The organism is Streptomyces sp. NPDC087844 (genome assembly GCF_044742785.1).
In the GTDB taxonomy this organism is placed as follows: domain Bacteria; phylum Actinomycetota; class Actinomycetes; order Streptomycetales; family Streptomycetaceae; genus Streptomyces.
Genome location: NZ_JBIUVD010000033.1, coordinates 1 through 24,273, shown reverse-complemented (window position 1 = coordinate 24,273; position 24,273 = coordinate 1). Strand labels below are relative to the sequence as shown.

19 protein-coding genes and 1 tRNA gene are annotated in these 24,273 nt (G+C 70.8%); 9 read left to right on the top strand and 11 right to left on the bottom strand.

The features are described 5' to 3' along the window. Nucleotides 1-26 precede the first annotated feature (26 nt). Nucleotides 27-3,299, bottom strand: coding sequence for an AfsR/SARP family transcriptional regulator (locus ACIOKD_RS39190; protein ID WP_402093068.1), 3,273 nt, complete (start codon nt 3,297-3,299; stop codon nt 27-29). Between the two features lie 295 nt (nt 3,300-3,594). Here ACIOKD_RS39190 and ACIOKD_RS39185 point away from each other — a divergent pair, with 295 nt between their 5' ends. After that, nucleotides 3,595-4,863: a hypothetical protein gene (locus ACIOKD_RS39185; protein WP_402093067.1), complete on the top strand. Its 1,269-nt coding sequence runs from the start codon at nt 3,595-3,597 to the stop codon at nt 4,861-4,863. Beyond that, nucleotides 4,860-5,591 (top strand): hypothetical protein, encoded by a 732-nt coding sequence (locus ACIOKD_RS39180; protein ID WP_402093065.1) that lies wholly within the window; start codon nt 4,860-4,862, stop codon nt 5,589-5,591. Before ACIOKD_RS39185 ends, ACIOKD_RS39180 begins: the two co-directional genes overlap by 4 nt. On the opposite strand, the gene ACIOKD_RS39175 is transcribed toward ACIOKD_RS39180, so the two are convergent. Together ACIOKD_RS39175 and ACIOKD_RS39170 are read right to left on the bottom strand one after the other, a co-directional pair. After that, nucleotides 5,492-7,879 carry a tetratricopeptide repeat protein gene (locus ACIOKD_RS39175; RefSeq protein WP_402093064.1) on the bottom strand — a complete coding sequence of 796 codons (2,388 nt, stop codon included), beginning with the start codon at nt 7,877-7,879 and terminating at the stop codon, nt 5,492-5,494. The two genes, ACIOKD_RS39180 and ACIOKD_RS39175, sit on opposite strands and share 100 nt — an antisense overlap. 97 nt (nt 7,880-7,976) lie before the next feature. After that, nucleotides 7,977-8,852: an exodeoxyribonuclease III gene (locus ACIOKD_RS39170; RefSeq protein ID WP_402093063.1), complete on the bottom strand. Its 876-nt coding sequence runs from the start codon at nt 8,850-8,852 to the stop codon at nt 7,977-7,979. Between the two features lie 80 nt (nt 8,853-8,932). Here ACIOKD_RS39170 and ACIOKD_RS39165 point away from each other — a divergent pair, with 80 nt between their 5' ends. Continuing rightward, nucleotides 8,933-9,409, top strand: coding sequence for a GNAT family N-acetyltransferase (locus tag ACIOKD_RS39165; protein ID WP_402093061.1), 477 nt, complete (start codon nt 8,933-8,935; stop codon nt 9,407-9,409). 12 nt (nt 9,410-9,421) lie between these two features. After that, a complete protein-coding gene (locus ACIOKD_RS39160; protein WP_402093060.1) occupies nt 9,422-9,730 on the top strand; it encodes a hypothetical protein in 309 nt (102 codons plus the stop codon). 87 nt (nt 9,731-9,817) lie between these two features. Here ACIOKD_RS39160 and ACIOKD_RS39155 read toward each other — a convergent pair. From ACIOKD_RS39155 to galU, 7 genes are all read right to left on the bottom strand, one after another. Then, nucleotides 9,818-9,891: transfer RNA gene (locus ACIOKD_RS39155), tRNA-Ala, on the bottom strand. A 108-nt stretch (nt 9,892-9,999) separates the two neighbouring features. Continuing rightward, on the bottom strand, nt 10,000-11,415 hold the full coding sequence (glpR, locus tag ACIOKD_RS39150) for a gephyrin-like molybdotransferase receptor GlpR (protein WP_402093059.1): 1,416 nt from the start codon (nt 11,413-11,415) through the stop codon (nt 10,000-10,002). Nucleotides 11,416-11,593: 178 nt separating this feature from the next. Beyond that, nucleotides 11,594-12,223, bottom strand: a complete 630-nt coding sequence (locus tag ACIOKD_RS39145; protein WP_402093057.1) for a GNAT family N-acetyltransferase — start codon at nt 12,221-12,223, stop codon at nt 11,594-11,596. Between the two features lie 26 nt (nt 12,224-12,249). After that, nucleotides 12,250-12,855 carry a molybdenum cofactor biosynthesis protein B gene (locus ACIOKD_RS39140; RefSeq protein ID WP_402093056.1) on the bottom strand — a complete coding sequence of 202 codons (606 nt, stop codon included), beginning with the start codon at nt 12,853-12,855 and terminating at the stop codon, nt 12,250-12,252. Further along, nucleotides 12,852-13,331, bottom strand: a complete 480-nt coding sequence (gene moaC / locus ACIOKD_RS39135) for a cyclic pyranopterin monophosphate synthase MoaC (RefSeq protein ID WP_189774961.1) — start codon at nt 13,329-13,331, stop codon at nt 12,852-12,854. The genes ACIOKD_RS39140 and moaC overlap by 4 nt, the downstream gene beginning before the upstream one ends. Nucleotides 13,332-13,404: 73 nt before the next feature. Then, a complete protein-coding gene (gene glp / locus ACIOKD_RS39130) occupies nt 13,405-14,727 on the bottom strand; it encodes a gephyrin-like molybdotransferase Glp (protein ID WP_402093055.1) in 1,323 nt (440 codons plus the stop codon). 4 nt (nt 14,728-14,731) lie between these two features. Next, nucleotides 14,732-15,634 (bottom strand): UTP--glucose-1-phosphate uridylyltransferase GalU, encoded by a 903-nt coding sequence (gene galU / locus ACIOKD_RS39125; protein ID WP_402093054.1) that lies wholly within the window; start codon nt 15,632-15,634, stop codon nt 14,732-14,734. 94 nt (nt 15,635-15,728) lie between these two features. On the opposite strand from galU, the gene ACIOKD_RS39120 reads away from it, so the two are divergent. Next, entirely contained in the window at nt 15,729-16,352 is a 624-nt protein-coding gene (locus tag ACIOKD_RS39120) for a 5-formyltetrahydrofolate cyclo-ligase (protein ID WP_402093053.1), read from the top strand. 83 nt (nt 16,353-16,435) lie between these two features. Here the strand turns inward: ACIOKD_RS39120 and ACIOKD_RS39115 are convergent, their stop codons facing one another. Continuing rightward, nucleotides 16,436-19,246, bottom strand: coding sequence for a penicillin acylase family protein (locus ACIOKD_RS39115; protein WP_402093050.1), 2,811 nt, complete (start codon nt 19,244-19,246; stop codon nt 16,436-16,438). A 285-nt stretch (nt 19,247-19,531) separates the two neighbouring features. On the opposite strand from ACIOKD_RS39115, the gene ACIOKD_RS39110 reads away from it, so the two are divergent. The 4 genes from ACIOKD_RS39110 (at nt 19,532) to ACIOKD_RS39095 (ending at nt 24,030) form a co-directional block, all read left to right on the top strand. Further along, entirely contained in the window at nt 19,532-21,019 is a 1,488-nt protein-coding gene (locus ACIOKD_RS39110; RefSeq protein ID WP_402093049.1) for a potassium/proton antiporter, read from the top strand. A 348-nt stretch (nt 21,020-21,367) separates the two neighbouring features. Next, complete coding sequence (locus ACIOKD_RS39105; RefSeq protein WP_402093116.1) at nt 21,368-22,672, top strand: MFS transporter; 1,305 nt, start codon at nt 21,368-21,370, stop codon at nt 22,670-22,672. Between the two features lie 70 nt (nt 22,673-22,742). Next, on the top strand, nt 22,743-23,090 hold the full coding sequence (locus ACIOKD_RS39100) for an FmdB family zinc ribbon protein (protein WP_402093048.1): 348 nt from the start codon (nt 22,743-22,745) through the stop codon (nt 23,088-23,090). 97 nt (nt 23,091-23,187) lie between these two features. Further along, nucleotides 23,188-24,030, top strand: coding sequence for an S-methyl-5'-thioadenosine phosphorylase (locus ACIOKD_RS39095; protein ID WP_402093047.1), 843 nt, complete (start codon nt 23,188-23,190; stop codon nt 24,028-24,030). Nucleotides 24,031-24,273 lie beyond the last annotated feature (243 nt).

Sequence of the window (24,273 nt, the reverse complement as noted above, 5' to 3'; positions counted from 1 at the left end):
CACCAGCTCCCCTCCCGCCAGGACGTTCAGGAGACCGTAGCGCCCTGGTCGGCGAACAGTCGCCGCAGCCCCTCCGCCTCGGCCACCGCTCCGAGCCTTCGATAAATCGTCAGCGCGCGCTCGACATGAGCGCGCGCCGACTCGATGTTCCCCATGCGGAGACAGGTGCGGCACATTCCCGCCAGGGCCTGCGCCGAGCACAGGGAATAGCTGTATTTATCGGCAATCTCCTGTGCGAGCAGATAGGTTTCCAGCGCGGTGTCCAATCTCCCCATCGCGTACTGCGTATCCGCAATCCCGATGAGACTCCGCTGCCTCTCATAAGAATTGCCAATTCGTCGCGCGGCCTCCTCCGCCGCACCGAAATGCGACAGGGCGTCCTCCGTCCGTCCCGACCCCGCGCAGGTCTCGCCGAGCCGGATCAGAGCCGTGATCTCCCCTATGACGTCACCGCTGGCCCGGTGGCTGGCGAGAGCCCGGCGGAAACAGCCGAGAGCCCGGCCCGACTGGCCCGTCGCGTGATACACGGCGCCGAGATTGGTGTCGATGATGGCGAGATCCTTCTTCCCGCCGACTCGGCGCATGAGCACCAACGCCTGCTCGTAATACCCCCTCGCCTCCTCATGCCGCCCCACGGCCAGCCGGATGTCCCCCAGGTTGTTCCAAGCGGTCGCCTCCCCGTGGAGATCACCCAGGTCGCGATGGATGGCGAGCATCGTCTCGAAGCGGTCACCCGCCTCCGCGTACTCCGCCCGGTGCACCAACGCCGTGCCCTGCACATTGAGGGTCTCGGCCACCCCGTGCCGGTCGCCCACCAGCAGATAGAGCTCCAGGGCCCGTTCGAGTTCCGCCAGACACGCCTCACCGTGGCCCGCCCCGAGATGGGCGCGGCCGATCTCGAAGTGGGCGTCGGCGCGGCCGTGGGTGTCCCGCAGTTCCCCGAAGAGCAGGAGCCCCTCGGCGGCGGCGGCCAGCGCGGCACTGTGGTTCTCCCGGGCCAGCACACTCGCCCGCTCCACCAGCATCTGCGCGAGAGCGGCCCGGTCACCACCGGAGCGCAGCGCGGCGAGCGCCGCCCCGTGCAGCTCGGCGGTGATGTCGTGGGTGCCCCAGAGTTTGAGGGAATGCGCGAGCACGTGCGGGAACTGGGCGGCGAAGTCCGGGAACCCGGCGGCGGCCGTCCGCGCCACGGCCAGCAGGTTGCCCCGTTCCACGGTGAGCCACACCGAGGCCCCGTCGGTGTCGGAGGCCGTGCCGGGCTCGGGAATGTCCGCCGGCACGAGCCCGGCTCCCAGGGCCCGTCGGTGTCGGCGCGGATACGCGACCCGGTCCGCCCGGTCGGCGGCCGTGAGGTAGTACGCCATCAGGCGCCGCAAAGCCTCCCGCCGGTCCGGTTCCGGATCCTCCAGGCGCCCGAGCCGGCTGCCGAACGCCCGTGTCAGGTCATGGAGTCGGCAGCGGTCCCGGACCGGCTCGTCGAGCAGATGACGGTCCAGCAGGACTTCCACCGCGCGACGGATCACGTCCGGATCGTCCCCCGACAGCGCGATCGCCGCTTCCAGGGTGATGTCCGGGCCCGGGTGCAACGCCAGCCGCCGGAACAGCCGTTGGGCCGGAGCGTCGAGATCGGTGTACGACAGCCGCAGGGCGGCGGCCACGCGTTCGTCGAACTCGTCCAGCCGATCACCCGCGTGCGCCAGCCGGTCGGCCACGTACTCCAGATCCCAGGTGTCCCGGTGCCGGAACCGGCTCGCGAGGAGCTGGACGGTCAGCGGGTGGTTGCCGCACAGCTCCACGACGCGGCGTAACGCGGAGGTGTCGGAGACCCTCGCCGCGCCCGCGATACGGGCGAAGAGCGAGGACGCCTCGGACACGGACAGCACGTCCAGCGGAAGGGAGGTGGCGCCGTCGAGGCCGGCGAGCCGGTTGCGGCTGGCCACTATCGCGTGGCATTCCGGCGCACCGGGCAACAGCGGCCGCACCTGCTCGGCGCTGCGCGCGTTGTCGAGGACGACGAGCACCCGGTGGTGGGTGGTCCACTCCCGCCAGCGCGCGATCCGCTCGTCGAGCGTGGCCGGCAGCGGATCGGCCACACCGACGGTGTGCAGCAGGAACGCGAGGGCGTCGGCTGGTTCGTACGGCGGCTGGTCGCTGTAGCCGCGCAGGTCCACGTAGAACTGGCCCGCGGGGTAGCGCGACCGCATGCGGTGGGCGGCATGGATGATCAGCGCGGACTTACCCACACCGGGCATACCGTGCACGACGGTGAGGGGCAGCGCCGTGCCGTTCTCCTCGGGGGCGGGTTCGGAGAGCAGGATGTCCAGCTCGTTCCTGCGGCCGGTGAAGTCCCTGGTGTCACGGGGGAGACTGCTGCCCACGTGCCCCGCGAGGCCGCCCGCACGCGCGGCGCCACCGGTCGGTCCTGGTGTGCCTCCCTCACCGGCGGCCTCCGCAGCCCCGGCAGCTCCGACAGCTCCGACAGCGCGTGAGGAAGCGTCTCGCACCGTACGGAACGAGCCGGTTTCCGGCCCCGGTTCCCGCAGGGCCGGGTCCTGCCGCAGGATGCGTTGCTGCAGGTCCCTCAGGTCCGCCCCGGGGTCGATGCCCAGCTCGTCGCCGAGACGGCCGCGGGTCTCCCGGTACTGGGCCAGCGCCTCGCCGTCGCGGCCCGAGCGGTAGAGGGCCAGCATCAGCGCGGCGACGGCCTGTTGGGCGAGGGGGTTGAGGGAGACAAGTTCGTGGAGCTCGCCGACGAGGTCGGCGTGGCGGCCCAACCGCAGCTCCAGGCGGATGCGTTCCTCCCGTACCCGCCGGTGGTCCTCGGTCAGCCGGGCCCGCGCCGAGGCGGCCCAGGCACCGGTGAACTCCGCGAACGGCTCCCCGCGCCAGAGCGCCTGAGCGGCGTGCAGCAGACCGACCGCGTACTCCGTGTCACCCTGTTCCGCCGCCACCCGGGCCTGCGCGCGAAGCCGTTCGAGCCGAACGAGGTCCACGTCCTCCTCGTGCCCGACGCGCAGCCGGTAGCGGCGCGGCGCCGCCCGCTCGACCAGCGCGTCGTCACCGACGGCACGGTGGAGCCTGGTGCGCAGCCGTGAGAGATAGGTGTGCAGGACTTCGACCGGAGCCGCGGGCAGCTCGTCGTCGTCCCAGACCCGCTCGACGAGCGTGTCCACGGAGACCGGATCTCCCCGGGCATAGAGCAGCACCCCGAGGACGCACCGCTGCTTCAGCGAGCCGAGCGCGTACTGACGTCCCTGGTGCCACAGTTCGAGAGGCCCCAGTGCAAGGAGGTCCACCATCTCCCCCAGATGGTTGAGCCGCTTCCTGCCCCTCACTGTCGGGGCGCTGCCCGAACGGCCGGAGGGAGCGGAGCGGGGCGCACAGACGCGCGGGGGGCGCATGCAGGGGCCGCGCACTCTCCTCGGGTGATCCGCAGGCTCTCCCCCTCTCCCGTACGGGGACTGCAAGGTTTCTGCAAGCCCGCTGTCCAGCTTCCCGGGCAGACACGGAACGTGGATCCGCACGCCCACGAGGGGCCGGCTCCACTCCAACTCAACGAGCTGACAACGGTGTTGGCATGACGGGGGAGTACGCATGAGTAGGACGATGCCGGACGCCGACCGGCGTCTGGCGGTGCCCTTGCGCCTGGACGTGGAGCGCTGGGCCACCTTCCGGATACGCAAGAGGGTGCTCGCCGTGGTGCACACGGTGACCTCCGCGCGACGACTGCTGGAAGCGGTGCGGTTGCTCGAAGGCGACCCGCGGATCCAAGTGGTGTTCACGACGGCCGCGGATGTCTTCAACCATGGCGTGGACGCCTTCCTGGAGGACACCCGGGCGCTGGTCGTGCCCTGGAGCCAGGCGGTGCACACCCGGTTCGACCTCGCGCTGGCCGCGAGTTACGGCTCTCTGCACGAGCTGCAGGTCCCGGTGATCGTGCTCCCGCACGGCGCCTCGTACAACAAACGGGTCTCCACACCCGGTGCCCACCGCCGGCGGGCCATGGTGGAGCGCGAGGTGTACGGACTGGGCCGGCAGTGGCTGGTCAGGGACGGCGTGGTCGTCCCCTCGGCCATCGTGCTGGCACACGAGGACGACCGCGAACGGCTCGGCCGCGAGTGCCCCGAGGCGCTGCCCGTGACCGAGGTCATCGGAGATCCGTGCTACGACCGGGTGGTGGTGAGCCTGCCCTCGCGCGCCCTGTACCGGGAGGCCCTGCGGACCGGGCCGCGTCAGGAACTGGTGCTCGTCTGCTCCACCTGGGGGCCCGACTCACTCCTGGGACAGCAGTGGGACCTGCTGGAGCGGCTGGCCGCCGAGCTTCCCCGGGACGAGTTCCGCATCGTGGTCATGCTGCACTCCAACGTCTGGAACGCGCACAGCGAGTGGCACATCCGCAGCGCCTTCGCCCGGCTGAACCGGTCCGGCGTCGACCTGGTCGGCCAGCACGCGGAGTGGTGCGGGGCCGTCGTCGCCGCCGACTACATCGTGAGCGACCACGGTTCCGTGTCGCTCTACGGCGCGATGACCGGTGCGCGGATCCTGACGGCCGGCTCCCCGGACACGGAGCTGGACCCCCGCTCGCCGATGGCCGCACTGCGGTCACTGGCACCCCGGATCCGTCCGGACCGGCCACTGCGCAGGCAACTGCGACAGAGCTCGACCGCGTACCGCTCGGAGCTGTACACGCGGATCGCGGCCCGGCTCAGCTCGGAGCCCGGCCGGTTCGCGCCCCGGATGCGCGCGCTGTTGTACCGCCGGCTCCGCCTGCGCCCACCGGTCGCGGCGCCCACCACGGAACGGGCGCGGCTGCCGGTCGTCGTGCGCTGCGACGAGCCGGGAGCAGGGAGCACAGGCTCATGAATGATCTCGCCGCTCCCTTCACCGCTCCCTTCACCGCTTCCTTCACCGACTTCTTCACCGACTTCTTCGTCGCCTCCCGCGGCGCTTCCCGCACTGCTTCCCACGTCGCTCGCTGTGCCGCCTCCATCGACGAGCGGCTGCGGGCGCCCTCGGTCCACGACGTCGAGGTCACGCTGACGCTGCCGGGTCGCGACCGGCCGTTCGTGGACCGGCATCTGCGGGTCGCCCTGCCCGCCCCGGGCCCGTGGCCGCCGTTGGCGGACGTCCTGCTCGCACGGGGCGCACCGGACGCGGCGGCCGACACGCCTGCCGCCTGCCACCCCGGCGCCGCGGTGGTCGCGGTGCACCACGGAACCCGCGTGTGCCGGCTGCGGCTCGGGCCGTACGACTCCGGCACCGCCCGCGCACCGCTCACCGTGACGCTCACCGCACGCCATGCCGCCCTGCACCCCTGGCCCGTCTGGGCCTCGCTCGCGCACGCCTGGCTGGTCGCCCATGCGGAAACGCCCTGGCCAGGCGCTGCCCGAGCCGGCGCCCGCCAACGCTGGGCTCCCCTCTCAGACGCTGCTCAGCCACTGGTTCCTGAGCCGCTGGTTCCGGAGCCACTGGTTCCTGAACCGGAGGTTGCTCAGCCGCTGGTTCCTGAGCCGGAGGCCTCGCCCTCGTCGAGCCTCCGCAGCCGCTCCCGCACGCCGTCGGCCGGTCCCGGCCGGTTCACGCCGACGTAGAGATCGAGCGCTTCCCGGTAGTGCCCCTGGGCGAGTTCGCGCTGTCCGCGCAGTTCGGCGACCTCGCCCAGGGCATCCAGCGCACGGGCCGTCTCGTAGTGGGCCGCGGCCTCACGCAGCACGGACAGCGCGTCGAGGAGCCAGCGCTCCGCCTCGTCGGGCAGGCCGTCGCCGAGGCGGATCCTGCCCAGCAGGGTGGCCGCACGCGCGGCGTTGTAGGAGTCGCCGGCCGTCAGCAACGCCGTACGTGCCTCTACGGCGTCCTCGGCCGCCCGGGCAAGCCGGCCTCTGCCGAACTCGACGTCGGCCGCGTTGAGCCGGGCGAGCCCGCCGGCCCGGAGGTCACCGCATCTGCGCAGTTCCACGGCGGCCCGCTCGAACAGCTCGGCCGCCTCGTCCGGTCGGCCCGCCCGCTGATGGGCCAGCCCGCGGTAGTTCGTCGTACGCGCGTATCCCAGCTCGTCCCCGGCGGCCGCGAAGAGCCGCGCCGCCTCCTCGAACATCTCCAGGGCGCGGGCGGTGTCTCCCCTGCCCAGCTCGCACTGTCCGCCGGAGGTGAGCATCCGGCACTCGGCCGGCCCGTCCCCCGACTCCCGTGCCGCGGCGAGCCCTTCGGCGTGCGAGGCGTGCCATGCGTCGTAGTGCTTGCGCCGCAGGAAGAAGGGGCCCAGGGCGTCGGCGAGCTGCCAGCTGATGTCCTGCTCTCCCACCGTCCTGGCCCGCCGTATCACCGCCATCAGGTTGGGCAGCTCCCGCTCCGGCCAGTCCAGCGCCGCTCTGATGCCGTCGCCGAAGTCCTCGGTGATCACCGGGCCGGGCCCGTAGGAGCGCTCCCGTAAGGGATGTTGAGGATCGACAACCCGCTCGGCCCGCGTCGCGGTGGCCAGGTAGTGGTCGGCGATACGACGGAACACCGCCGCCCGCTCCGCGGCGGTCTCGTCCTCCGCGGCCTTTCCCATGGCATGCAGCCGTACGAGATCGTGGAAGCGGTAGCGGTCCTCGCCGATGTCGACGAGCAGATTGGCGTCGTGCAGGACGTCTAGCAGTTCGCCGGGGCCGGGCCTCTCGCCGGACCCAGGCCCCTCGCCGGCTCCGGGACCCGCACCGGCACCCGCACCGGTGCCGGACCCCTCGCCGTCACAGGCCCCCTCGTCGCCACATGAAGCTCTCTCGTCACATAAATCTCCGTGACCAGATGAATCTCCGTGACCACATGCATCTCCATGGTCACAGAAGCCCCCGCGGTCACAGAAGTCCCCGCGGGCATCGGAACCCCATAGGACACCGGCGCCCCCGCCGGCAGACCCCAGCACCGCGCCCGCGACCGCTCCCCCGAACTCCATTCCCGGATGCACACCGAGCAGCCGGTAGAGCCGGGCGGCTTCCCGGGGCAGCCCCTGGTAGGAGAGGTCGAGAGCAGCGCGCACACCGTGGTCACCGTCGATCGCCAGCGCGTCCAGCCGTCCCCGCTCCGCGGTCAGGGCCCGGACCATCGTGGTGATCCGGCGCCGCGGCCGCGCCGCGAGCCGCGCCCCGGCGACCCGCACGGCCAGCGGCAACCCGGCGCAGAGCCCGACGAGGGCGCGGGCGTCGTCCGGCTGGGTGGCCACGCGGTCGTCGGCGAGGGTGACCGCGAGCAGTTCGACCGCGTCTTCGGGGGAGAGCGGTTCCAGATGCACCTGGTAGCCGCCTTCGAGAGCCAGCCCCGACATCCGCCGGCGGCTGGTCACCAGCGTGACGTTGGACCCGCCAGGCAGCAGCGGCCGTACCTGCGCCGCCGTCGCCGCGTCGTCGAGCAGCACCACGATCCGACGGTCGGCGGTGTGCGAGCGGTACATCGCGGCCCGGTCGGCGACGCCGTCCGGCACCTGCTGCGGCGGCACACCGAGCCCGCGCAGGAAGCTGCCCAGCACGTGGGCCGGTTCGACGGGGCCGGCCGGCGCCTGCGCGCCGAGGTCCGCGTACAGCTGACCCCCGGGGAAGTCCGGGCGCAACCGGTGCAGCCAGGCCAGGGCCAGCGCGGTCTTGCCGACTCCGCCGAGGCCGCTCACGGTGGCGAGGGCGGGGTGGTCCCGCTGCGCGGCGAGAGCCCGGTGGTGTTCCAGCCGCTCCACCTCCGCGGTGCGGTCGGTGAGGCGAACGGCCGGCGGAAGCTGCCACGGCAGCTGCGGTGCCGCCGTCTCACCGGTGCGGATGTGGAGGCCACCGTGCACGACGGCGGCCTGCACGCTGGCACCGTGGACGACGCCGCTCAGTTCGTTGTGGACACCCCGCTCCTGCCCCCGCACGCGTCCCCCTATGACCGACCGGTAAGTACCGTCCTACGGGGAGGAGCATTTCCGCGCGCGCGTGTCCGCACACGCCTGAGAACCGGCGTCCCGAGGACTACTCGTACACGACGGTCACCGGGGCGTGGTCCGACCAGCGCTCGCCGTGCGTGGCCGCCCGCTCCACGAACCCCTTGACGGCCCGGGCCGCGAGTGCGGGCGTGGCGACCTGGTAGTCGATCCGCCATCCCGAGTCGTTCTCGAAGGCCCGCCCGCGGTAGGACCACCACGAGTACGGCCCGTCCACGTCGGGGTGCAGCGCGCGTACGACATCCACGTACCCGAGCCCGGCCCCGACCCCGTCACCGACCCCGTTACCGACCCCGTTACCGCCAATACCGTCGCCCCCGTCGTCCCCGTCCACCGTCACGTCGAAGACCCGGCCCAGCCACTCCCGCTCCTCCGGCAGGAACCCGGAGCTCTTCTGGTTGGCCCGCCAGTTCTTGAGGTCGGCCGGCTGGTGGGCGATGTTCCAGTCGCCGCACACGACGACCTCGCGCCCCTCGGCGGCGGCCCGCACCCGCAGCCCCTTCAGGTAGCTGAGGAACTCGTCCATGAACCGGATCTTCTCGTCCTGCCGCTCGGTCCCGACCTCACCGGAGGGCAGGTACAGGCTCGCGACGGTGACGCCGGGCAGGTCCGCCTCGACATAGCGACCGCTGCCGTCGAACTCGGCCGACCCGAAGCCGACCTGGACGCGATCGGGCTCACGGCGTGTGTAGAGGGAGACGCCGGCCCGCCCCTTCGCGGCGGCGGGCGCGTGCACGACATGCCATCCGTCGGGCTGCCGTACACCCTCCGGCAACTGCTCGGGCTCGGCCCGTACCTCTTGGAGGCACAGCACATCGGCGGACGTCTCCGCCAGCCACTCCACGAAGCCCTTCTTGGCGGCGGCCCGGAGTCCGTTTACATTCACAGAGGTCACAGTGAGCACCCGGGCACGATACCGGCACACTGGACGAGCACAACGCACCCCTCCATCAGCCACTACTGCATAGAAGTACGATACTCAGCATGGATATACGCCGGGTCGCCTTCGACCACCCCGACGCCGTCAAGCTCAACGACGAGGTGCAGGGTGAGTACGCCGTGCGCTACGGGGACGAGGGCGATGTCACCCCGCTCGACCCGACGATGTTCGAGCCGCCGCTCGGCCTCTACCTGATCGCGTACGACGCCCGGGACCGGCCCGTGGCCACCGGCGGCTGGCGCACCCAGGACGAGAACGACGAGGGCTACTCGGACGGCGACGCCGAACTGAAGCGCATGTTCGTGATCGAGGAGGCTCGCGGCAACGGCCTCGCCCGCCGCATCCTGGGGGCGCTGGAGGCGGACGCGCGGGCGGCGGGCCGCACCCGCATGGTCCTGGAGACCGGCAACAGGCAGCCCGAGGCCATCGCCCTGTACGCGTCCAGCGGCTACGAGCCCTGCGTCAAGTTCGGCCACTACCGCTTCCACGAGGACAGCCGCTGCTTCGCGAAGCTTCTGTGAGGACGTCACGGGATGTCGCAGGTAATGGGTGAGCACACCGCCGACCCGTGCCCCCGGTGCACCGTGGAGGCGGTCCGCCCGGGCAGCCCGATGTCCGTCGGGGGACGCGATGTGGTCGCCCACACCTGCGACCACTGTGCGCACACGTGGTCCCGGCCGGTGGAGACCGACGTGGACGTCTACGACATCGTGAGAGTGGTCCTCCCGCACGCCACGCTCTACGGCACCGTCCGGCAGGTCCGGACCGACCGCATCCAGGTACGCGGCTCGGGCGGCGGGTGGCTGCGGTGGGTGGAGCGCTGGAGGGTCATCATCTACTGACATCCACCGGTGCGAGCCATCGCCCTGGGCCGCCGCGCAACACCGAAGAACCCCCGCCGGATCTCCGGCGGGGGTTCTGAGCTGCGGTGGACCTGTGGGGATTTGAACCCCAGACCCCCTCGATGCGAACGAGGTGCGCTACCAGACTGCGCCACAGGCCCTTGCAACGAGTGAAACTCTAGCATCCCGGTCCGGGTGCTTGGAAATCCGTTCCCGGTGGCTCTCCCGCTGGTCAGGGGCAGGGCCTCCGGTGGAGTTCTGAGGTGTCGTCACTCGTTGGCGGCGCGTGGCCGGTCGCCGTCCTCGTACTGGTCGAAGAGGGGCGTGCGGCCCCGTTCGCGGGCCCGGCGGGCCGAGGCCGCGCGGCGGGCGTCCGCGGCGCTGCCCGAGTTGTCGTCCCCGTCCTCCCCGTCGTCCCCGCCCTCCCCTTCGGGCTCGCCCAGCTCCTCCTGCGCCTCGGCCGCCTCGGCCGCCTCGGCCGATTCCGCCGCCGTGCGGTCCGCGTTCGGCCCGGCCGTGCTGGACCGGGCCGAGCTCCACGCGTCGGGCGCGCCCAGGTCGACGTCGGACGTCGCACGCGGGGCGACCGGCGCCGTCACGTATGTCGGCAGGGGCACCGGGACGGGGTCCCAGCTCTCGCCGCGCGCGGGCCCGTTGCGTCGCTCGCGCTGCTGGTCGACCCACTCCGCGTGATCGGTCTGCTCGACGAGGGCACGGCGGTCCGCCGCGAGCGCCGACATGCCGGGGGACGTGTCGGGCTCGGGTCCGTCCTCCGGCTCGTCGGCGGCGCCCGGGTCGGCCGGGGGCCGCCGGCGCGGCTGCCGCTCGCGCAGCCGCTGCGCCGCGGCCTCGGCATGCCTGCGGTCCATCACGTAGGTGAAGCGCCGACGCTCCTGGGAGCGCAGATACGCGATGTAGATGCTCAGCATCACAGCGGGCACCCCGGGCGCCCACAGGAACGCGAGTCCGCCGACGGCCGCGACGATCGCACCGAGCGTGAAGGCGACGAAGAGCATGACGGTCGTACGCCGTCGGCGCGCGAGCACCTTCGAACGCCGGGCGCGGGCTGCGGCCTCCGCCGCGGCGGCCCGTCGCGCGGGGGACGACGCGGTCGTTCCGTTCGACGCGTGTGCCGCCTGTGACGTCTTCGAGCCGGTCGGCGAGGGCTTGGCGCCCTGGTGGGGCACCGGCCGGCCGCCCGTCGCGCGACCCTGCTTCGGCGCCGGACGGGCCGCGGGCCGGGAGGGGGACCGGGCGCCGGACCGGGGGGCCGTCGCGGCAGCCTGCCGTGCCGCCTGCCTCGCTTCTTGTTCCGACGCCTGCCTCGACGCCTGTCTGGAAGCCTGCTGCGCCTGCTGTACCTCGGAGCGCGCGTCCCGCGCCTCGTCGACGTTCGCCCGTACTTCACGGCGCGTCGGAGGCATGGCGAAGGCCCGGACGTCCACCGAGTCGGTGACGCCGTCCGGGTCGGCGCGGTGCTCCCCCTCTTCGGCGGAGCGCGCCTGCAGGTCCTTGGCGTATCGGCGCTCCATGCCCGCTCGTCCGGACAGAAGCCGGATGGCGGTGCTGAAGCGTTCCGTCGGACGGGCCTCATTCAGCTCGTCCTGCCTACGGAGCCACATCGGCACCAAGTAGGCGGCCCAGGCCCCGACAATGACTGCGTAGATGAGGCCGCTGCTGCTCACGCCTCACACGGTAGAGGGGTTTGCATGAGGCCATCTGCCAATTGAGCCGGTGTGTCGCACGATCTGGCTGATATTTCGAGCTTTTTTTGTGACCGATGCGATCAGCAGGCTGCCGAGAGCACGCAATAAATGCCCGAGGATGGTGGATCACCGATCATTTTTCGAACACCTATTTCATTTACGCGCTGTTCCGGGGTGTGTCCCGAGGTGCGTTTTCGGACGCGTTCCTCGTGCGTGTCCGGCGCCAGCGGGTCAGCAGCCCTTCGGGGATCTCCTCGGCGGTGAGGGCGAAGACGAGATGGTCGCGCCAGGCTCCGTCGATGTGGAGATAACGCGGACGGAGACCTTCGTCACGGAATCCGAGTTTCTCGACGACCCGTCGGCTCGGCCCGTTCTCGGGCCGAATGCAGACCTCGACGCGGTGCAGACCAACGGTTCGGAAGCAGTGGTCGGACACGAGGGCCACAGCCGTCGGCATCACTCCGCGTCCGGCGACCGCCTCGTCCACCCAGTAGCCGATATGGCCCGAACACATGGAGCCCCAGGTGATTCCGGCGACCGTCAGCTGTCCGACGAGCTGCCCCTGGTACTCGATGACGAACGGCAGCATCCGCCCCGCGTTCGCCTCGGCACGCAGATGCCGGACCATCTGCCGGTACGTCGGCCGGTGGGCGATCGGCCCGCTGGGCGTGGGCGGCGGAATGGTCGCCTCCCAGGGGCGCAGCCAGTCGCGGTTGCGCCGGTTGACGTCACGCCAGGCTCGCTGGTCGCGCAGCTTTATGGGCCTGAGGACCACATCGCCGTGCACCAGCTCGACCGGCCAGGATGGGCTGTTCAGCTCGCACCCCCACTGCCGCCGGGTCTGGGGTGGTCGCCGCCGCGGAGCTGGTCGACGGCATGCAGCAGAAGGGGTTCGAGGACGGCCAGACCGTCCCTTACTCCGCCGGTGGAACCCGGCAGGTTCACGATCAGCGTCCCCTCCGCGACCCCGGCGAGGCCCCGGGAGAGCGCCGCCGTGGGCACCTTCTCCCTGCCGAACGCCCTGATGGCCTCGGGAATGCCCGGCACCTCGTACTCGATCACCTTCCGCGTGGCCTCCGGTGTGCGGTCGGTGGGCGAGATGCCCGTGCCGCCGGTGGTCACGACGACGCTGTATCCGGCGCGGACGCCCGTCCGCAGCGCGTGCTCCACGGGGTCCCCGTCGGGAACCGCCCACGGGCCGTCGACGGCGAAGCCGAACTTCGCGAGTCCCTCCGCGATCAGGGGCCCGCCCCTGTCCTCGTAGACACCCGCCGCCGCGCGGTTCGAGGCCGTCACGACGAGCGCGCTGTACGGGGCGGTCAGCGCGGCGCCGGTCGGCGGGCCGGCCGGCGCCGCCGAGGTCGTCTGAGGGGGCCGGGAGGTCTGGGAGGTCTGGGGGGTCTGGGGGTCGCCCGTCATGGCCGGCTCCAGTCGCCCGACTTGCCGCCCGTCTTCTCCTCCACGCGCACGTCCGTGATGACCGCCCCCTTGTCTACCGCCTTGACCATGTCGATCACGGTGAGAGCCGCCACGGTGACCGCGGTGAGGGCCTCCATCTCGACGCCCGTGCGGTCGGTGGTCTTCACGGTGGCCAGGATCTCGACGGCGTCGTCCGCGACCGACAGGTCGAGCTTGACACCCGACACCGACAACGGGTGGCAGAGCGGGATCAGATCCGGGGTGCGCTTGGCGCCCATGATGCCCGCGATGCGCGCGGTGGCGAGAGCGTCGCCCTTGGGCACCCCCTCGCCGCGCAGCAGCTCGATCACGCGGGGCGAGACCAGGACGCGCCCGCTCGCGCGGGCGGTGCGGGCCGTCACGTCCTTCTCGGACACGTCGACCATGCGGGCGGCACCCGCCTCGTCGATGTGGGTCAGTCTGTCCTGCGTACTCATGCCGTACTCATGCTGTGGCGGCGCTCCCGGTCGTGCCTGTCGTGCGCGACACGGTACCCCCAACCCGGAGCTCTCAGCCCAGGAGGACCACGTCGACCTCGGTGCCGGGCTCCACGGACTCGACCGCCTCCGGGACGACGATCAGCGCGTCGGCGTGCGCGAGGGCCGCGATCAGGTGGGATCCGGCGCCGCCGACGGGCGTCACTTCCCCGTCCGCGTACCGACCGCGCAGGAATTGACGGCGGCCGGCGGGCGAGGTGAGCGACTTCTCCGTACGGAGCGTCGCCCTGGTGGTGGGCCGGTGGACGTCGTCCAGGCCCGCCAGGGTGCGGATCGCGGGACGCACGAACAGCTCGAAGGACACGTACGAGGAGACGGGGTTGCCCGGGAGGGCGAGCAGCGGGGTGTGGTCGGGGCCGATGGTGCCGAAGCCCTGGGGCTTGCCGGGCTGCATGGCGATCTTGCGGAAGTCGATGCCGCCGCCCGCCTCGTCCTCGTCGCCGACCGAGGAGAGCGCCTCCTTGACGACGTCGTACGCGCCGACGCTGACGCCGCCCGTGGTGACCACGAGGTCGGCGCGGATGAGCTGGTCCTCGATGGTGGCGCGGAGGGTCTCGGCGTCGTCGGCGACGGCACCGACCCGGTAGGCGATCGCTCCGGCGTCCCGGGCCGCTGCGCACAGCGCGAAGCTGTTGGAGTCGTAGATCTGGCCGCTCTCCAACTCGCTGTCGGGCTGGACCAGTTCACTGCCGGTGGACATGACCACCACGCGTGGGCGGGGGCGGACGCGGACGGTCCCCCGGCCGATCGCGGCGAGCAGGCCGATCTGCGGGGGGCCGAGGACGGTGCCCGCGGACAGGGCACGGTCGCCCGCGTTCACGTCGCTGCCCTTCGCTCGCACATGCGCGCGTGCTCCCGCCGGGCGGTGGACGTGCACCTGTCCCGAGGCGCCCTCGGGGGAGGTGCTGCGGGCCCGCATCCCGGAGACGGGGCCCTCGCCGAGGCCGCCGTCGGTCCACTCCACGGGGACGACCGCCTCGGCGCCGGGCGGCAGCTCGGCGCCCGTCATGATGCGGGCGGTCTGGCCGGGACCCACGTGGAGCAGTTCGGACCGGCCCGCCGCCACGTCGCCGACGACCGTGAGCACCGCCGGGTACTCCTCGCTGGCGCCCGCGACATCGGCGACCCTGACCGCGTACCCGTCCATCGAGCTGTTGTCGAAGGGCGGCAGGGACACCGGCACCATGACGTCCTCGACCAGGACACAGCCCTGGGCGTCGAGGAGTTGCAGCTGGATGGGGTCCAGGGGCCGCACGGTCGCGAGGATGTCCTCCAGGTGCTCGGTCACCGACCAGAGGTGGTCCTGGCCGGTGGCACGGGTCGCGGCGGTGCTCAAATTGCTACATCTCCTCGGTGACGTAACTGCGAAGCCAGGTCCGGAAGTCCGGGCCCAGGTCTTCACGTTCGCACGCGAGTCGGACAATGGCACGCAGGTAGTCCCCGCGGTCACCGGTGTCATAGCGGCGGCCCTTGAAGACGACGCCGTGCACGGGGCCGCCGATCTTCTCGTCGTCCGCGAGCTGCTGGAGGGCGTCGGTGAGCTGGATCTCGCCGCCGCGGCCGGGCTCGGTCGTGCGGAGTATGTCGAAGACGTGCGGGTCGAGGACGTAGCGGCCGATGATCGCGTAGTTGCTGGGGGCGTCCGCCGGGTCGGGCTTCTCGACGAGGCCGGTCACCCTGACGACGTCGCTGTCCTCGGTGACCTCGACCGCGGCGCAGCCGTAGAGGTGGATCTGCTCGGGCTCGACCTCCATGAGCGCGATGACGCTGCCGCCGTACTGCCCGTGGACGTCGACCATGCGCTTGAGCAGCGGGTCGCGCGGGTCGATCAGGTCGTCGCCGAGGAGCACCGCGAAGGGCTCGTGGCCGACGTGCGGGGCGGCGCACAGCACGGCGTGGCCGAGGCCCTTGGGGTCGCCCTGGCGGACGTAGTGCATGGTGGCGAGGTCGCTCGACTCCTGCACCTTGGCGAGCCGGCCGGCGTCACCCTTCTTCTGAAGGGCCGACTCCAGCTCGTAGTTGCGGTCGAAGTGGTCCTCAAGGGGGCGCTTGTTGCGGCCCGTGATCATGAGGACGTCATCGAGGCCGGCGGATGCGGCCTCCTCGACCACGTACTGGATCGCCGGCTTGTCCACGACCGGCAGCATCTCTTTGGGAGTGGCCTTGGTGGCCGGCAGGAACCGGGTGCCGAGACCTGCTGCGGGGATGACAGCCTTGCTGATCCTCGGGTGCGACTGAGTCATGCCCGACACCATATCCGGTGCCTTTGTAGTGAATCTGTGGCTCCGGTTAATTCGCTCTCATATGAGCGCATTATGAAGGGTACGGAACAAGTCTATGAGTCACCTGAGGTCTGAAGAGGACTCTGGCAAGCGTTCGTTGCGGCGCGGGATCCTCATGGTGAGGAACAGGTTGACGGCCGATGACGTGCGGGAAACGGAAGCCGCACTCGCGGTCCGCGCACTGGAGCTGCCCGAACTGGCGCGGGCGCGCACGGTGGCGGCGTACGTCTCCGTGGGGAGCGAACCGGGCACCCGTGCACTCCTCGACGCACTCCACGCGCGCGGTGTGCAGGTCCTGCTCCCCGCGCTCCTCGCGGACAACGACCTCGACTGGGGCACCTACGCCGGGCCGGACTCGCTCGTATCCGTCCGGCACGGGGGCAGGATGACCCTGTTGGAGCCTTCGGGCCGGCGCCTGGGTCCGGAGGGCGTGCTCGGCGCCGACGCCGTACTGCTGCCGGGGCTGGCCGTGGACGGGCGCGGGATGCGGCTCGGCCGTGGCGGCGGGTCGTACGACCGGGTGCTCGCGCGACTGGAGCGGGCGGGCGCTGATCCGGCCCTGGTGGTGCTGCTGCACGACTGCGAAGTGGTGGGCCACGTACCCGAGGAGCCGCACGACCGGCCGGTGCACGCGGCGGTGACCCCGTCGGGAGTTCACCGGTTCCGCCGCGTCCCGTAGGGCGCCGGATACGCGAAACAACGTGAAAGGGCCCTCCACGCGTGCGTGGAGGGCCCTTTCGGAGAAGCCTGCGCAGATGCCTGTCAGGGTTGCAGCACCAGGGTGTCCGACGTGGCCTTGTCGACGGCCCGTTCCGTGGAGACCCACGGGAGCAGTTCGCCCTTGACCCACTTGCTCGTCTGGTCGATGTAGTGGGCGCTGTACGCGTGGCCGGAGGCCCCGGTCAGGTTGATCCACTTGGACTTGTCGAAGTTGTCGAGGTTGACCACCATGCGCATCGACGGCACCCAGACCACCGAGTAACCGCCCGCCGCGTTCCAGCCGGTGGCGTTCACCGCCGCCTCGCCGCCGCCCATGTTGTACGGGCCGCGGTTGAGCATGTACTGCAGGAAGCCGGGACCTTCGGTGCCCAGGGTCTGGTTCTTCAGGTACAGCCGGTGCAGCCGGCCCCAGCTCCAGGTGTCCAGGTCCTTGCCGAGCTTGGCGGTCAGCTCCCAGCGGGCGTCCGCGAGGGCCCGCCCGAAGAGCTCGTCACGGGTGTCGACAGCCTTGTCGTTACGCGTCTTCGGCGTCGACCACCAGTCGTTGTCCTCGTCGTCGAGGATCTTGCGCACCACCTCGAACCAGCGGTCACCGCCGTCCGGCTGTGCGCTGTCCGCGTCGCGCTGGCCGCACTCGCGCACCTTGTCGTCCTCGTCGTCGACCGGTCCGGTGGAGTCGGTCGGTTCGACGTACAGGCACTGGCCCTTGACCCGGAGTTCCTTGGGGAGCTTGTTGCCGAAGGCGAGCTTGAGGATGTTGCGCCAGGTCGCGTTGAAGTACGCGGCGGCGGCCGAGTCGGCGTCCTGGGTGTAGTTCCAGCCCTCCAGGAGCTTCTGCGCCTCACGGACGTCCTTGTCGGGCACGTCGATCTTGAGCAGCTTGGGCACCAGCAGTTTGGCGATCTCACTGCTGTTGTCGAGCTGCATCTGGCGCATGTCGTCCGTGGAGACCTTGCCGCCGTTCTTGATCTTCGACGCGATGAGGTCGGCGATCCGCTGGCTGCGGGTGCCGTAACCCCAGTCCGTGGTGAGCGTGTACGGGTACTTGTCCTTGTCGACCACGGCCTGGTTGGCGGTCACGATGTAGCCGCGTTCCGGGTTGTACTCGTAGGGCAGTTCGTCCTGGTCGATGTAGCCGGTCCAGCGGTACTCGGAGTCCCAGCCCGGTGAGGGGAGCGAGCCGTCGCCCTCGCCGCGGATCGGGATCCGGCCCGGCAGCTGGTAGCCGATGTTGTCCTCGCGGTCCGCGTAGACGAGGTTCTGCGAGGGGACGTCGAAGAGGGTGGCGGCCTTGCGGAAGGACGTCCAGTCGGTGGCCCTGTTCAGAGCGAAGACGGCGTCCATCGAGGTGCCCGGATCCAGCGCGGTCCACCGCAGGGCGATGCCGTATCCGTCGCCGCGGTCGGGGGCGGCGCTGTCGACACCGGCCTTCTTGCCGACTTTCACGAGCTCGTCGTCACGGTCGGACAGCAGCGGTCCGTTGTTGGTCTGCCGGACGGTGATGGTCTTGCTCGTACCGCCCGCGACGTCGATCTTCTCCTTGCGGGTGGTGAAGGGCAGCACCTTGTCGTCGTACTCGTAGCCCTCCCCGGTGAGCTTCTCCAGGTAGAGGTCGGTGACGTCGGCGCCGGAGTTCGTCATGCCCCAGGCGATCTCCTGGTTGTGGCCGATGACCACACCGGGCATGCCCGCGAAGGTGTACCCGGAGACGTCGTACCGGCACTTCTCGGAGATGCCGTTGCAGTGCAGGCCCATCTGGTACCAGACCGACGGGAGCGAGGGCGACAGGTGCGGGTCGTTGGCCAGCAGGGGCTTCCCGCTGATGGTGTGGGCGCCGCCGACGACCCAGGAGTTGGATCCGATGCCGTTGCCGTTCACGCCGACGGCCTCGGGGACGTCGTCCAGCACGCTGTAGAGGCCCGACAGCTGGCTCTCCAGCCCCGCGGGAGCCTCGGCGCCGTTCGTGAGCCCGCTGCCCGCCGCGGACTGCGTACCGCCGCTGCCTGTGCCTGTACCCGTGCCGGTACCCGTACCCGTACCTGTACCTGTACCGGAGTCGGTGCTGCTCTGCGAGTACTGGCCGGTGACGGTGTCGTACTGGCCCTCCTGCACGATCGGCTTGTTCCGGTCGTACGGGTACTGCGGGTACAGGTCGGCGATCTGCTTGGGGCCGAGCCGGCTGGTCATCAGGGAGCGGTCGACCTCGTCCTGCATGTTGCCGCGCAGGTCCCAGGCCATCGCCTTGAGCCAGGCCACGGAGTCGACCGGGGTCCACTCCTTGGGCGTGTAGTCGTTCGTGAAGCCGAGAGCCGCGTACTCCAGGGAGATGTCCGCGCCGTCCTTGCCCTTCAGGTAGGCGTTGACCCCCTTGGCGTACGCCTGGAGATACTTCTTCGTCCCGGCCGACAGCTTGCTCTTGTACTCCTTCTCCGCCACCCGTTCCCAGCCGAGCGTGCGCAGGAACTCGTCGTTGTCGACCTGGCTCTCGCCGAACATCTCGGAGAGCTTGCCGGCCGTCATGTGGCGGCGGACGTCCATCTCGTAGAACCGGTCCTGCGCCTGGACGTAGCCCTGCGCCATGAACAGGTCCTCGTCGGTCGAGGCGTAGACCTGCGGGATGCCGTAGCCGTCCCGCTTGACGTCCACGGGCCCCGACAGGCCGTCGAGGGTGATGGAACCCTTGGTCTGCGGGAAGGAGGCGCGGACGGTGCTGATGCTCCAGAACGCTCCGTAGGCGACACCGCCGACAATGGCCAGAACCAGGACGATCAGGACCAGACGGGCTCTGCGCCCCTTCTTCCTGCCGGACTTGCCGGGCTTCTGACCGGAAGATGCGGTGGTGTTGGGGGGCATCGCTGTCCTTGCTGTCCTCACGCGAGCGGCAGACGGGCTTGTCCATTTGACTGAACGCTGGAGCAACCATAGGCGCAGGGCCAACCCCGGCTTGACGCGGTGTCGGGAACCCGTGCGGACGAAACTTCGATCTTGCCCTGACAAGTGTCAAGAAAGCGTCAAGAGTTAGGTAAGGTAACGAAGTAGTTGCGCTGATAAAACCGATCAAACCGAGCCACTCGGAACAGCAGGATCGGAACGACGAGAAGGGAACAGCCGCTGACTGTCCACCACCTCAACCAGCTCATGCTCGTCTGCTCGCTCGTGCTGCTCGTCGCAGTGGCAGCGGTTCGGATCTCCTCGCGCAGCGGGCTCCCCAGCCTGCTCGTCTATCTGGGCATCGGCGTCGCCATGGGCCAGGACGGCATCGGCGACGTCCACTTCGACAACGCCGAACTGACCCAGGTCATCGGATACGCGGCCTTGGTCGTGATCCTCGCCGAGGGCGGTCTCGGCACGAAGTGGAAGGAGGTCGGGCCGGGACTCCCGGCCGCCTCCTCGCTGGCGATCGTCGGTGTCTCGGTGAGCGTCGGCGTCACGGCGACGGCGGCCCACTACCTGATCGGGCTGGAGTGGCGGCAGGCGCTCATCATCGGCGCGGTGGTGTCCTCCACGGACGCGGCGGCTGTTTTCTCGGTGCTCCGGAAGGTGCCCCTCCCCTCGCGCGTGACGGGCATCCTGGAGGCCGAGTCGGGGTTCAACGACGCCCCGGTCGTCATCCTCGTCGTCGCGTTCTCCACCGCCGGTCCGGTGGATCACTGGTACCACCTGATCGGCGAGATAGCGCTGGAGCTGACCATCGGAGCGGCCATCGGGCTCGCGGTGGGCTTCCTGGGGGCGTACGGGCTGCGGCATGTGGCGCTTCCCGCCTCCGGTCTCTATCCGATCGCGGTCATGGCGATCGCGGTCACCGCGTACGCGGCCGGGGCGCTGGCCCACGGCAGCGGCTTCCTCGCCGTGTATCTGGCGTCGATGGTGCTCGGCAACGCGAAGCTGCCGCACTGGCCCGCCACCCGCGGCTTCGCCGACGGGCTCGGCTGGATCGCGCAGATCGGCATGTTCGTGCTGCTGGGCCTGCTCGTCACACCGCACGAGATGGGCGACGACATCTGGCCTGCGCTCGTCATCGGCCTGGTGCTGACCATGGGGGCGCGGCCACTGAGTGTCGTGGTGGCCCTGCTGCCGTTCCGCATGCCCTGGCAGGAACAGGCCCTGATGTCCTGGGCCGGCCTGCGCGGCGCCGTACCCATCATCCTGGCGACGATCCCGATGGTGAGCGGCATCGAGGAGAGCCGTCGCATCTTCAACATCGTCTTCGTCCTTGTCGTCGTCTACACCCTCGTCCAGGGGCCGACGCTCCCCTGGCTGGCCCGGAAACTGGGTCTGTCCAAGTCCGACTCGGAGACCGCCGACCTGGGGATCGAGTCGGCGCCGCTGGAGCGGCTTCGCGGACATCTGCTGTCCGTCGCCATTCCGGACGGGTCGAAGATGCACGGCGTCGAGATCAACGAGCTGCGGCTGCCCGCGGGGGCCGCGGTCACCCTGGTCGTCCGCGGTGGAGAATCGTTCGTTCCCCTGCCCACGACCGTGCTGCGGCGCGGCGACGAACTGCTCGTCGTGGCGACGGACCCCGTCCGCGACGCCGCCGAGCGACGGCTGCGCGCGGTCGGCCAGGGCGGCAAGCTGGCGGACTGGCTGGGGACCGGTGGGGAGCGGGCTGAGGGGTGGGGTTGAGGGTGCCTCTCGCCGACCAGGCCGGAAAACCCAGGCGCTGGGTGCGAAGGTGCTTGTTTTCACAGGTCTGGCTTGAATGAGCCCTGTATCATCAAGGCACACCTGATCGAACCAACTCTGCCTGACGCAGTGCTGGCGCGACCGTATGGCGGCCGCGGTGCCCCTCTCAGTGGGCGGCCCGGTATCTACCGCAGTTCCGCGCAAGAGGACAGCTCTCGGCGCCCCGCGCCCCGCCACAGGGGCCGCGCTACCAGGCGGCAGAAAGGCACGGCCGTGGCATCCACGGTCACCCAGGAGACCGGCGGGACGCCGGATCCCACCGGAACTCCGGCCTCCACCGGAACTCCGATCTCCACCGGAACTCCGGTCTCCGCCCGCCCGGGATACGGGCGGCTGCTGCGCACACGCGGCGCCTGGACGTTCCTGCTCCCCGGCTTCGCCGCGCGCCAGCCGTTCGCCATGCTGACCATCTCCATCGTGCTGCTCGTGCAGCACACCACCGGGTCGTACGGCACCGCCGGCGCCGTCGCCGCCGTGACCGGTGTCGCCATGGCCCTGTTCTCGCCGTTCACCGGCCGTCTCGCCGACCGGCACGGCCAGCGGGCCGTACTGCTCCCCGGTGTCGTCGTCCACTCCCTGGCGGGCCTCTCCCTGACCGCGCTGGCCCTCGCGGACGCGCCTCTGTGGGCCCTGTTCGCCGCCGCTGTGCCGACCGGCGCCTCGGTGCCCCAGGTGGGGCCCATGGTGCGGGCCCGCTGGGGCGCCAAGCTCCAGGGCTCGCCCCTCATGACGACCGCGGCGGCCTTCGAATCCGTCACGGACGAGCTGACCTTCGTGTTCGGACCGCTCCTGGCGACCGCCCTGTGCACGACCGTGGACCCGGCCGCGGGGCTGCTCACCGAGGCCGCGCTGACATTGGTGGGTGGCTTGCTGTTCGCCGCTCAGCGGGCCACTCAGCCGCCTGTGGGGGTCGAGGCCGGCGCTGTCGGCGGTTCGGGGGCCGGTGACGGCGGGCACGCACGCGTCAGGGCCGTTTCCGCGCTCGCCGTCCCCGGTGTGCGGGTGCTGGTCGTGGCCTTCCTCGGCATCGGTGCCGTCTTCGGCGGCATGCAGGTCTCGCTGGCCGCGTTCAGCGAGTCGATCGGAGAGCCCGGCCTGAACGGCGTCCTGTACGGGACGTTCGCGGCGGGCAACATGCTCTCCGGCATCGTCTGCGGCGCGATCGTCTGGAAGGCGGCCCCGCGCCACCGCCTCCTCATCGGGTACGCGGCCCTGGCGCTGACCGCCTCCGGACTGTGGGCGGCCCAGTCGGTGATCGTCCTCGCCGGCACCGGTCTCGTGGTCGGCATGTGCATCGCGCCCGCACTGATCACCGGCTACACGCTGGTCGAGGGGCTGGTCCCGGTGGGCGCCCGCACGGAGGCCTTCACCTGGCTGACCGGCGCGGTCGCACTCGGCCAGGCGGCCGCCGTCATGATTGCCGGACAGCTGGAGGACCGCCTCTGGGACGGGGCCGGTTTCCTGGTCCCGATGGGCGGCACGCTGCTCGCTCTGGCGATCCTGGTGGGCCTGCGTTCACGGCTCGCTCCGCCCGCCGTGAGCCGTACCGTCGCACGTGGCGTGGGTCACCGCGTGCCGGTGACAGTGGACTGATCCCGAGGAATACGTCAGTATGGACCGTCGTTAGCACTCACTGAGTGAGAGTGCCAGGAGGAAGACAACAGTGCCGACCTACCAGTACCAGTGCACCGAGTGCGGCGAAGGCCTTGAGGCGGTGCAGAAGTTCACCGATGACGCCCTGACCGAGTGCCCCAACTGCAGTGGCCGCCTGAAGAAGGTGTACTCCGCAGTAGGCATCGTCTTCAAGGGCTCCGGTTTCTATCGCAACGACAGCCGCGGCTCGTCGTCGAGCACCAGCCCGGCGACGGCGAAGTCCTCGGGCTCGTCGTCCGACTCGAAGCCGTCCAGTTCGTCGGACTCCAAGTCTTCGTCTTCGTCTTCATCGGACTCGAAGTCGTCGTCATCGAAGTCGTCGTCCACGAGTTCGTCCTCCGGCAGCAACGCCGCCTGACGCTTTCTCGCGCCTCATGTCTTGACGGACCCTGTCGTCGCGCCTCACGCGCACGGCAGGGTCTTCGGCGTTCCCCGGCCCCGTTAGGGTGCCGTTCATGGCGAACACGGAGAACGTCGAGATCGGCGTCATCGGCGGGTCGGGTTTCTATTCGTTCCTCGACGACGTGACCGAGATACAGGTGGACACCCCCTACGGGCCGCCCAGCGACTCGCTCTTCCTCGGCGAGATCGCCGGGCGACGGGTCGCTTTCCTCCCTCGTCATGGACGCGGGCATCATCTGCCGCCGCATCGCATCAACTACCGGGCCAACCTGTGGGCGCTGCGTTCCGTCGGCGCGCGGCAGGTACTGGGGCCGTGTGCCGTGGGCGGGCTGCGCCCCGAGTACGGGCCCGGGACGCTGCTCGTGCCGGACCAGTTCGTGGACCGTACGCAGTCCCGGGCGCAGTCGTTCTTCGACGGAATTCCGTTGGCCGGTGGTGGCACGCCGAACGTGGTGCACGTGTCGCTGGCCGACCCGTACTGCCCCGTCGGACGCGAGGTCGCGCTCGCGGCGGCGCGTGGGCGCGAGTGGGAGGCGGTGGACGGCGGAACGCTCGTCGTGATCGAGGGGCCGCGGTTCTCGACCCGTGCGGAGTCTCTCTGGTACCGGGCACAGGGGTGGTCCGTGGTGGGCATGACCGGGCATCCGGAGGCGGCGCTCGCTCGTGAACTGGAGCTCTGCTACACGTCGATGACGTTGGTCACCGATCTTGATGCGGGGGCCGCTGCGGGGGAGGGTGTTTCGCACGACGAGGTGCTGAAGGTGTTCGCTGCGAATGTGGGGCGGTTGCGGGGCGTTCTGTTCGACGCGGTCGCCGGGCTGCCGGCGGGGGGTTCGCGGGATTGCCTGTGTGCTTCGGCGTTGGGTGGGATGGATCCGGGGATTGCGTTGCCATAGGGGGTGCGAGGGCGGGTGCGGGGGCCGGGGGCCGGGGGTGCGGAAGCGGGGGGGGGGGGGGGGGGGGGGGGGGGGGGGGGCGGGGGGCGGGGGGTGCGGAAGCGGGCCGTGCCGGTACGTCGAGTCCGCCGCCCCCGGGTGTACTGCTCTACGTTTCTGAGGGCGCCGCTTCCTGGAGGAGCCCTACGCGGCGGACTTTCGACGTACCGGCACGGCCCGCTCCCTGGTCTCGTCGCCGGGTGC

What these genes read in the sequence shown, in the direction of transcription:
- ACIOKD_RS39110 (WP_402093049.1), top strand. Translation starts at nt 19,532, where the DNA reads ATGCTCGTCTGCTCGCTCGTGCTGCTCGTCGCAGTGGCAGCGGTTCGG.
- galU (WP_402093054.1), bottom strand. Translation starts at nt 15,634, where the DNA reads ATGACTCAGTCGCACCCGAGGATCAGCAAGGCTGTCATCCCCGCAGCA.
- ACIOKD_RS39185 (WP_402093067.1), top strand. Translation starts at nt 3,595, where the DNA reads ATGAGTAGGACGATGCCGGACGCCGACCGGCGTCTGGCGGTGCCCTTG.
- ACIOKD_RS39115 (WP_402093050.1), bottom strand. Translation starts at nt 19,246, where the DNA reads ATGCCCCCCAACACCACCGCATCTTCCGGTCAGAAGCCCGGCAAGTCC.
- ACIOKD_RS39180 (WP_402093065.1), top strand. Translation starts at nt 4,860, where the DNA reads ATGAATGATCTCGCCGCTCCCTTCACCGCTCCCTTCACCGCTTCCTTC.
- ACIOKD_RS39120 (WP_402093053.1), top strand. Translation starts at nt 15,729, where the DNA reads ATGAGTCACCTGAGGTCTGAAGAGGACTCTGGCAAGCGTTCGTTGCGG.
- moaC (WP_189774961.1), bottom strand. Translation starts at nt 13,331, where the DNA reads ATGAGTACGCAGGACAGACTGACCCACATCGACGAGGCGGGTGCCGCC.
- ACIOKD_RS39140 (WP_402093056.1), bottom strand. Translation starts at nt 12,855, where the DNA reads ATGACGGGCGACCCCCAGACCCCCCAGACCTCCCAGACCTCCCGGCCC.
- ACIOKD_RS39165 (WP_402093061.1), top strand. Translation starts at nt 8,933, where the DNA reads ATGGATATACGCCGGGTCGCCTTCGACCACCCCGACGCCGTCAAGCTC.
- ACIOKD_RS39190 (WP_402093068.1), bottom strand. Translation starts at nt 3,299, where the DNA reads ATGGTGGACCTCCTTGCACTGGGGCCTCTCGAACTGTGGCACCAGGGA.
- ACIOKD_RS39095 (WP_402093047.1), top strand. Translation starts at nt 23,188, where the DNA reads ATGGCGAACACGGAGAACGTCGAGATCGGCGTCATCGGCGGGTCGGGT.
- ACIOKD_RS39160 (WP_402093060.1), top strand. Translation starts at nt 9,422, where the DNA reads ATGTCGCAGGTAATGGGTGAGCACACCGCCGACCCGTGCCCCCGGTGC.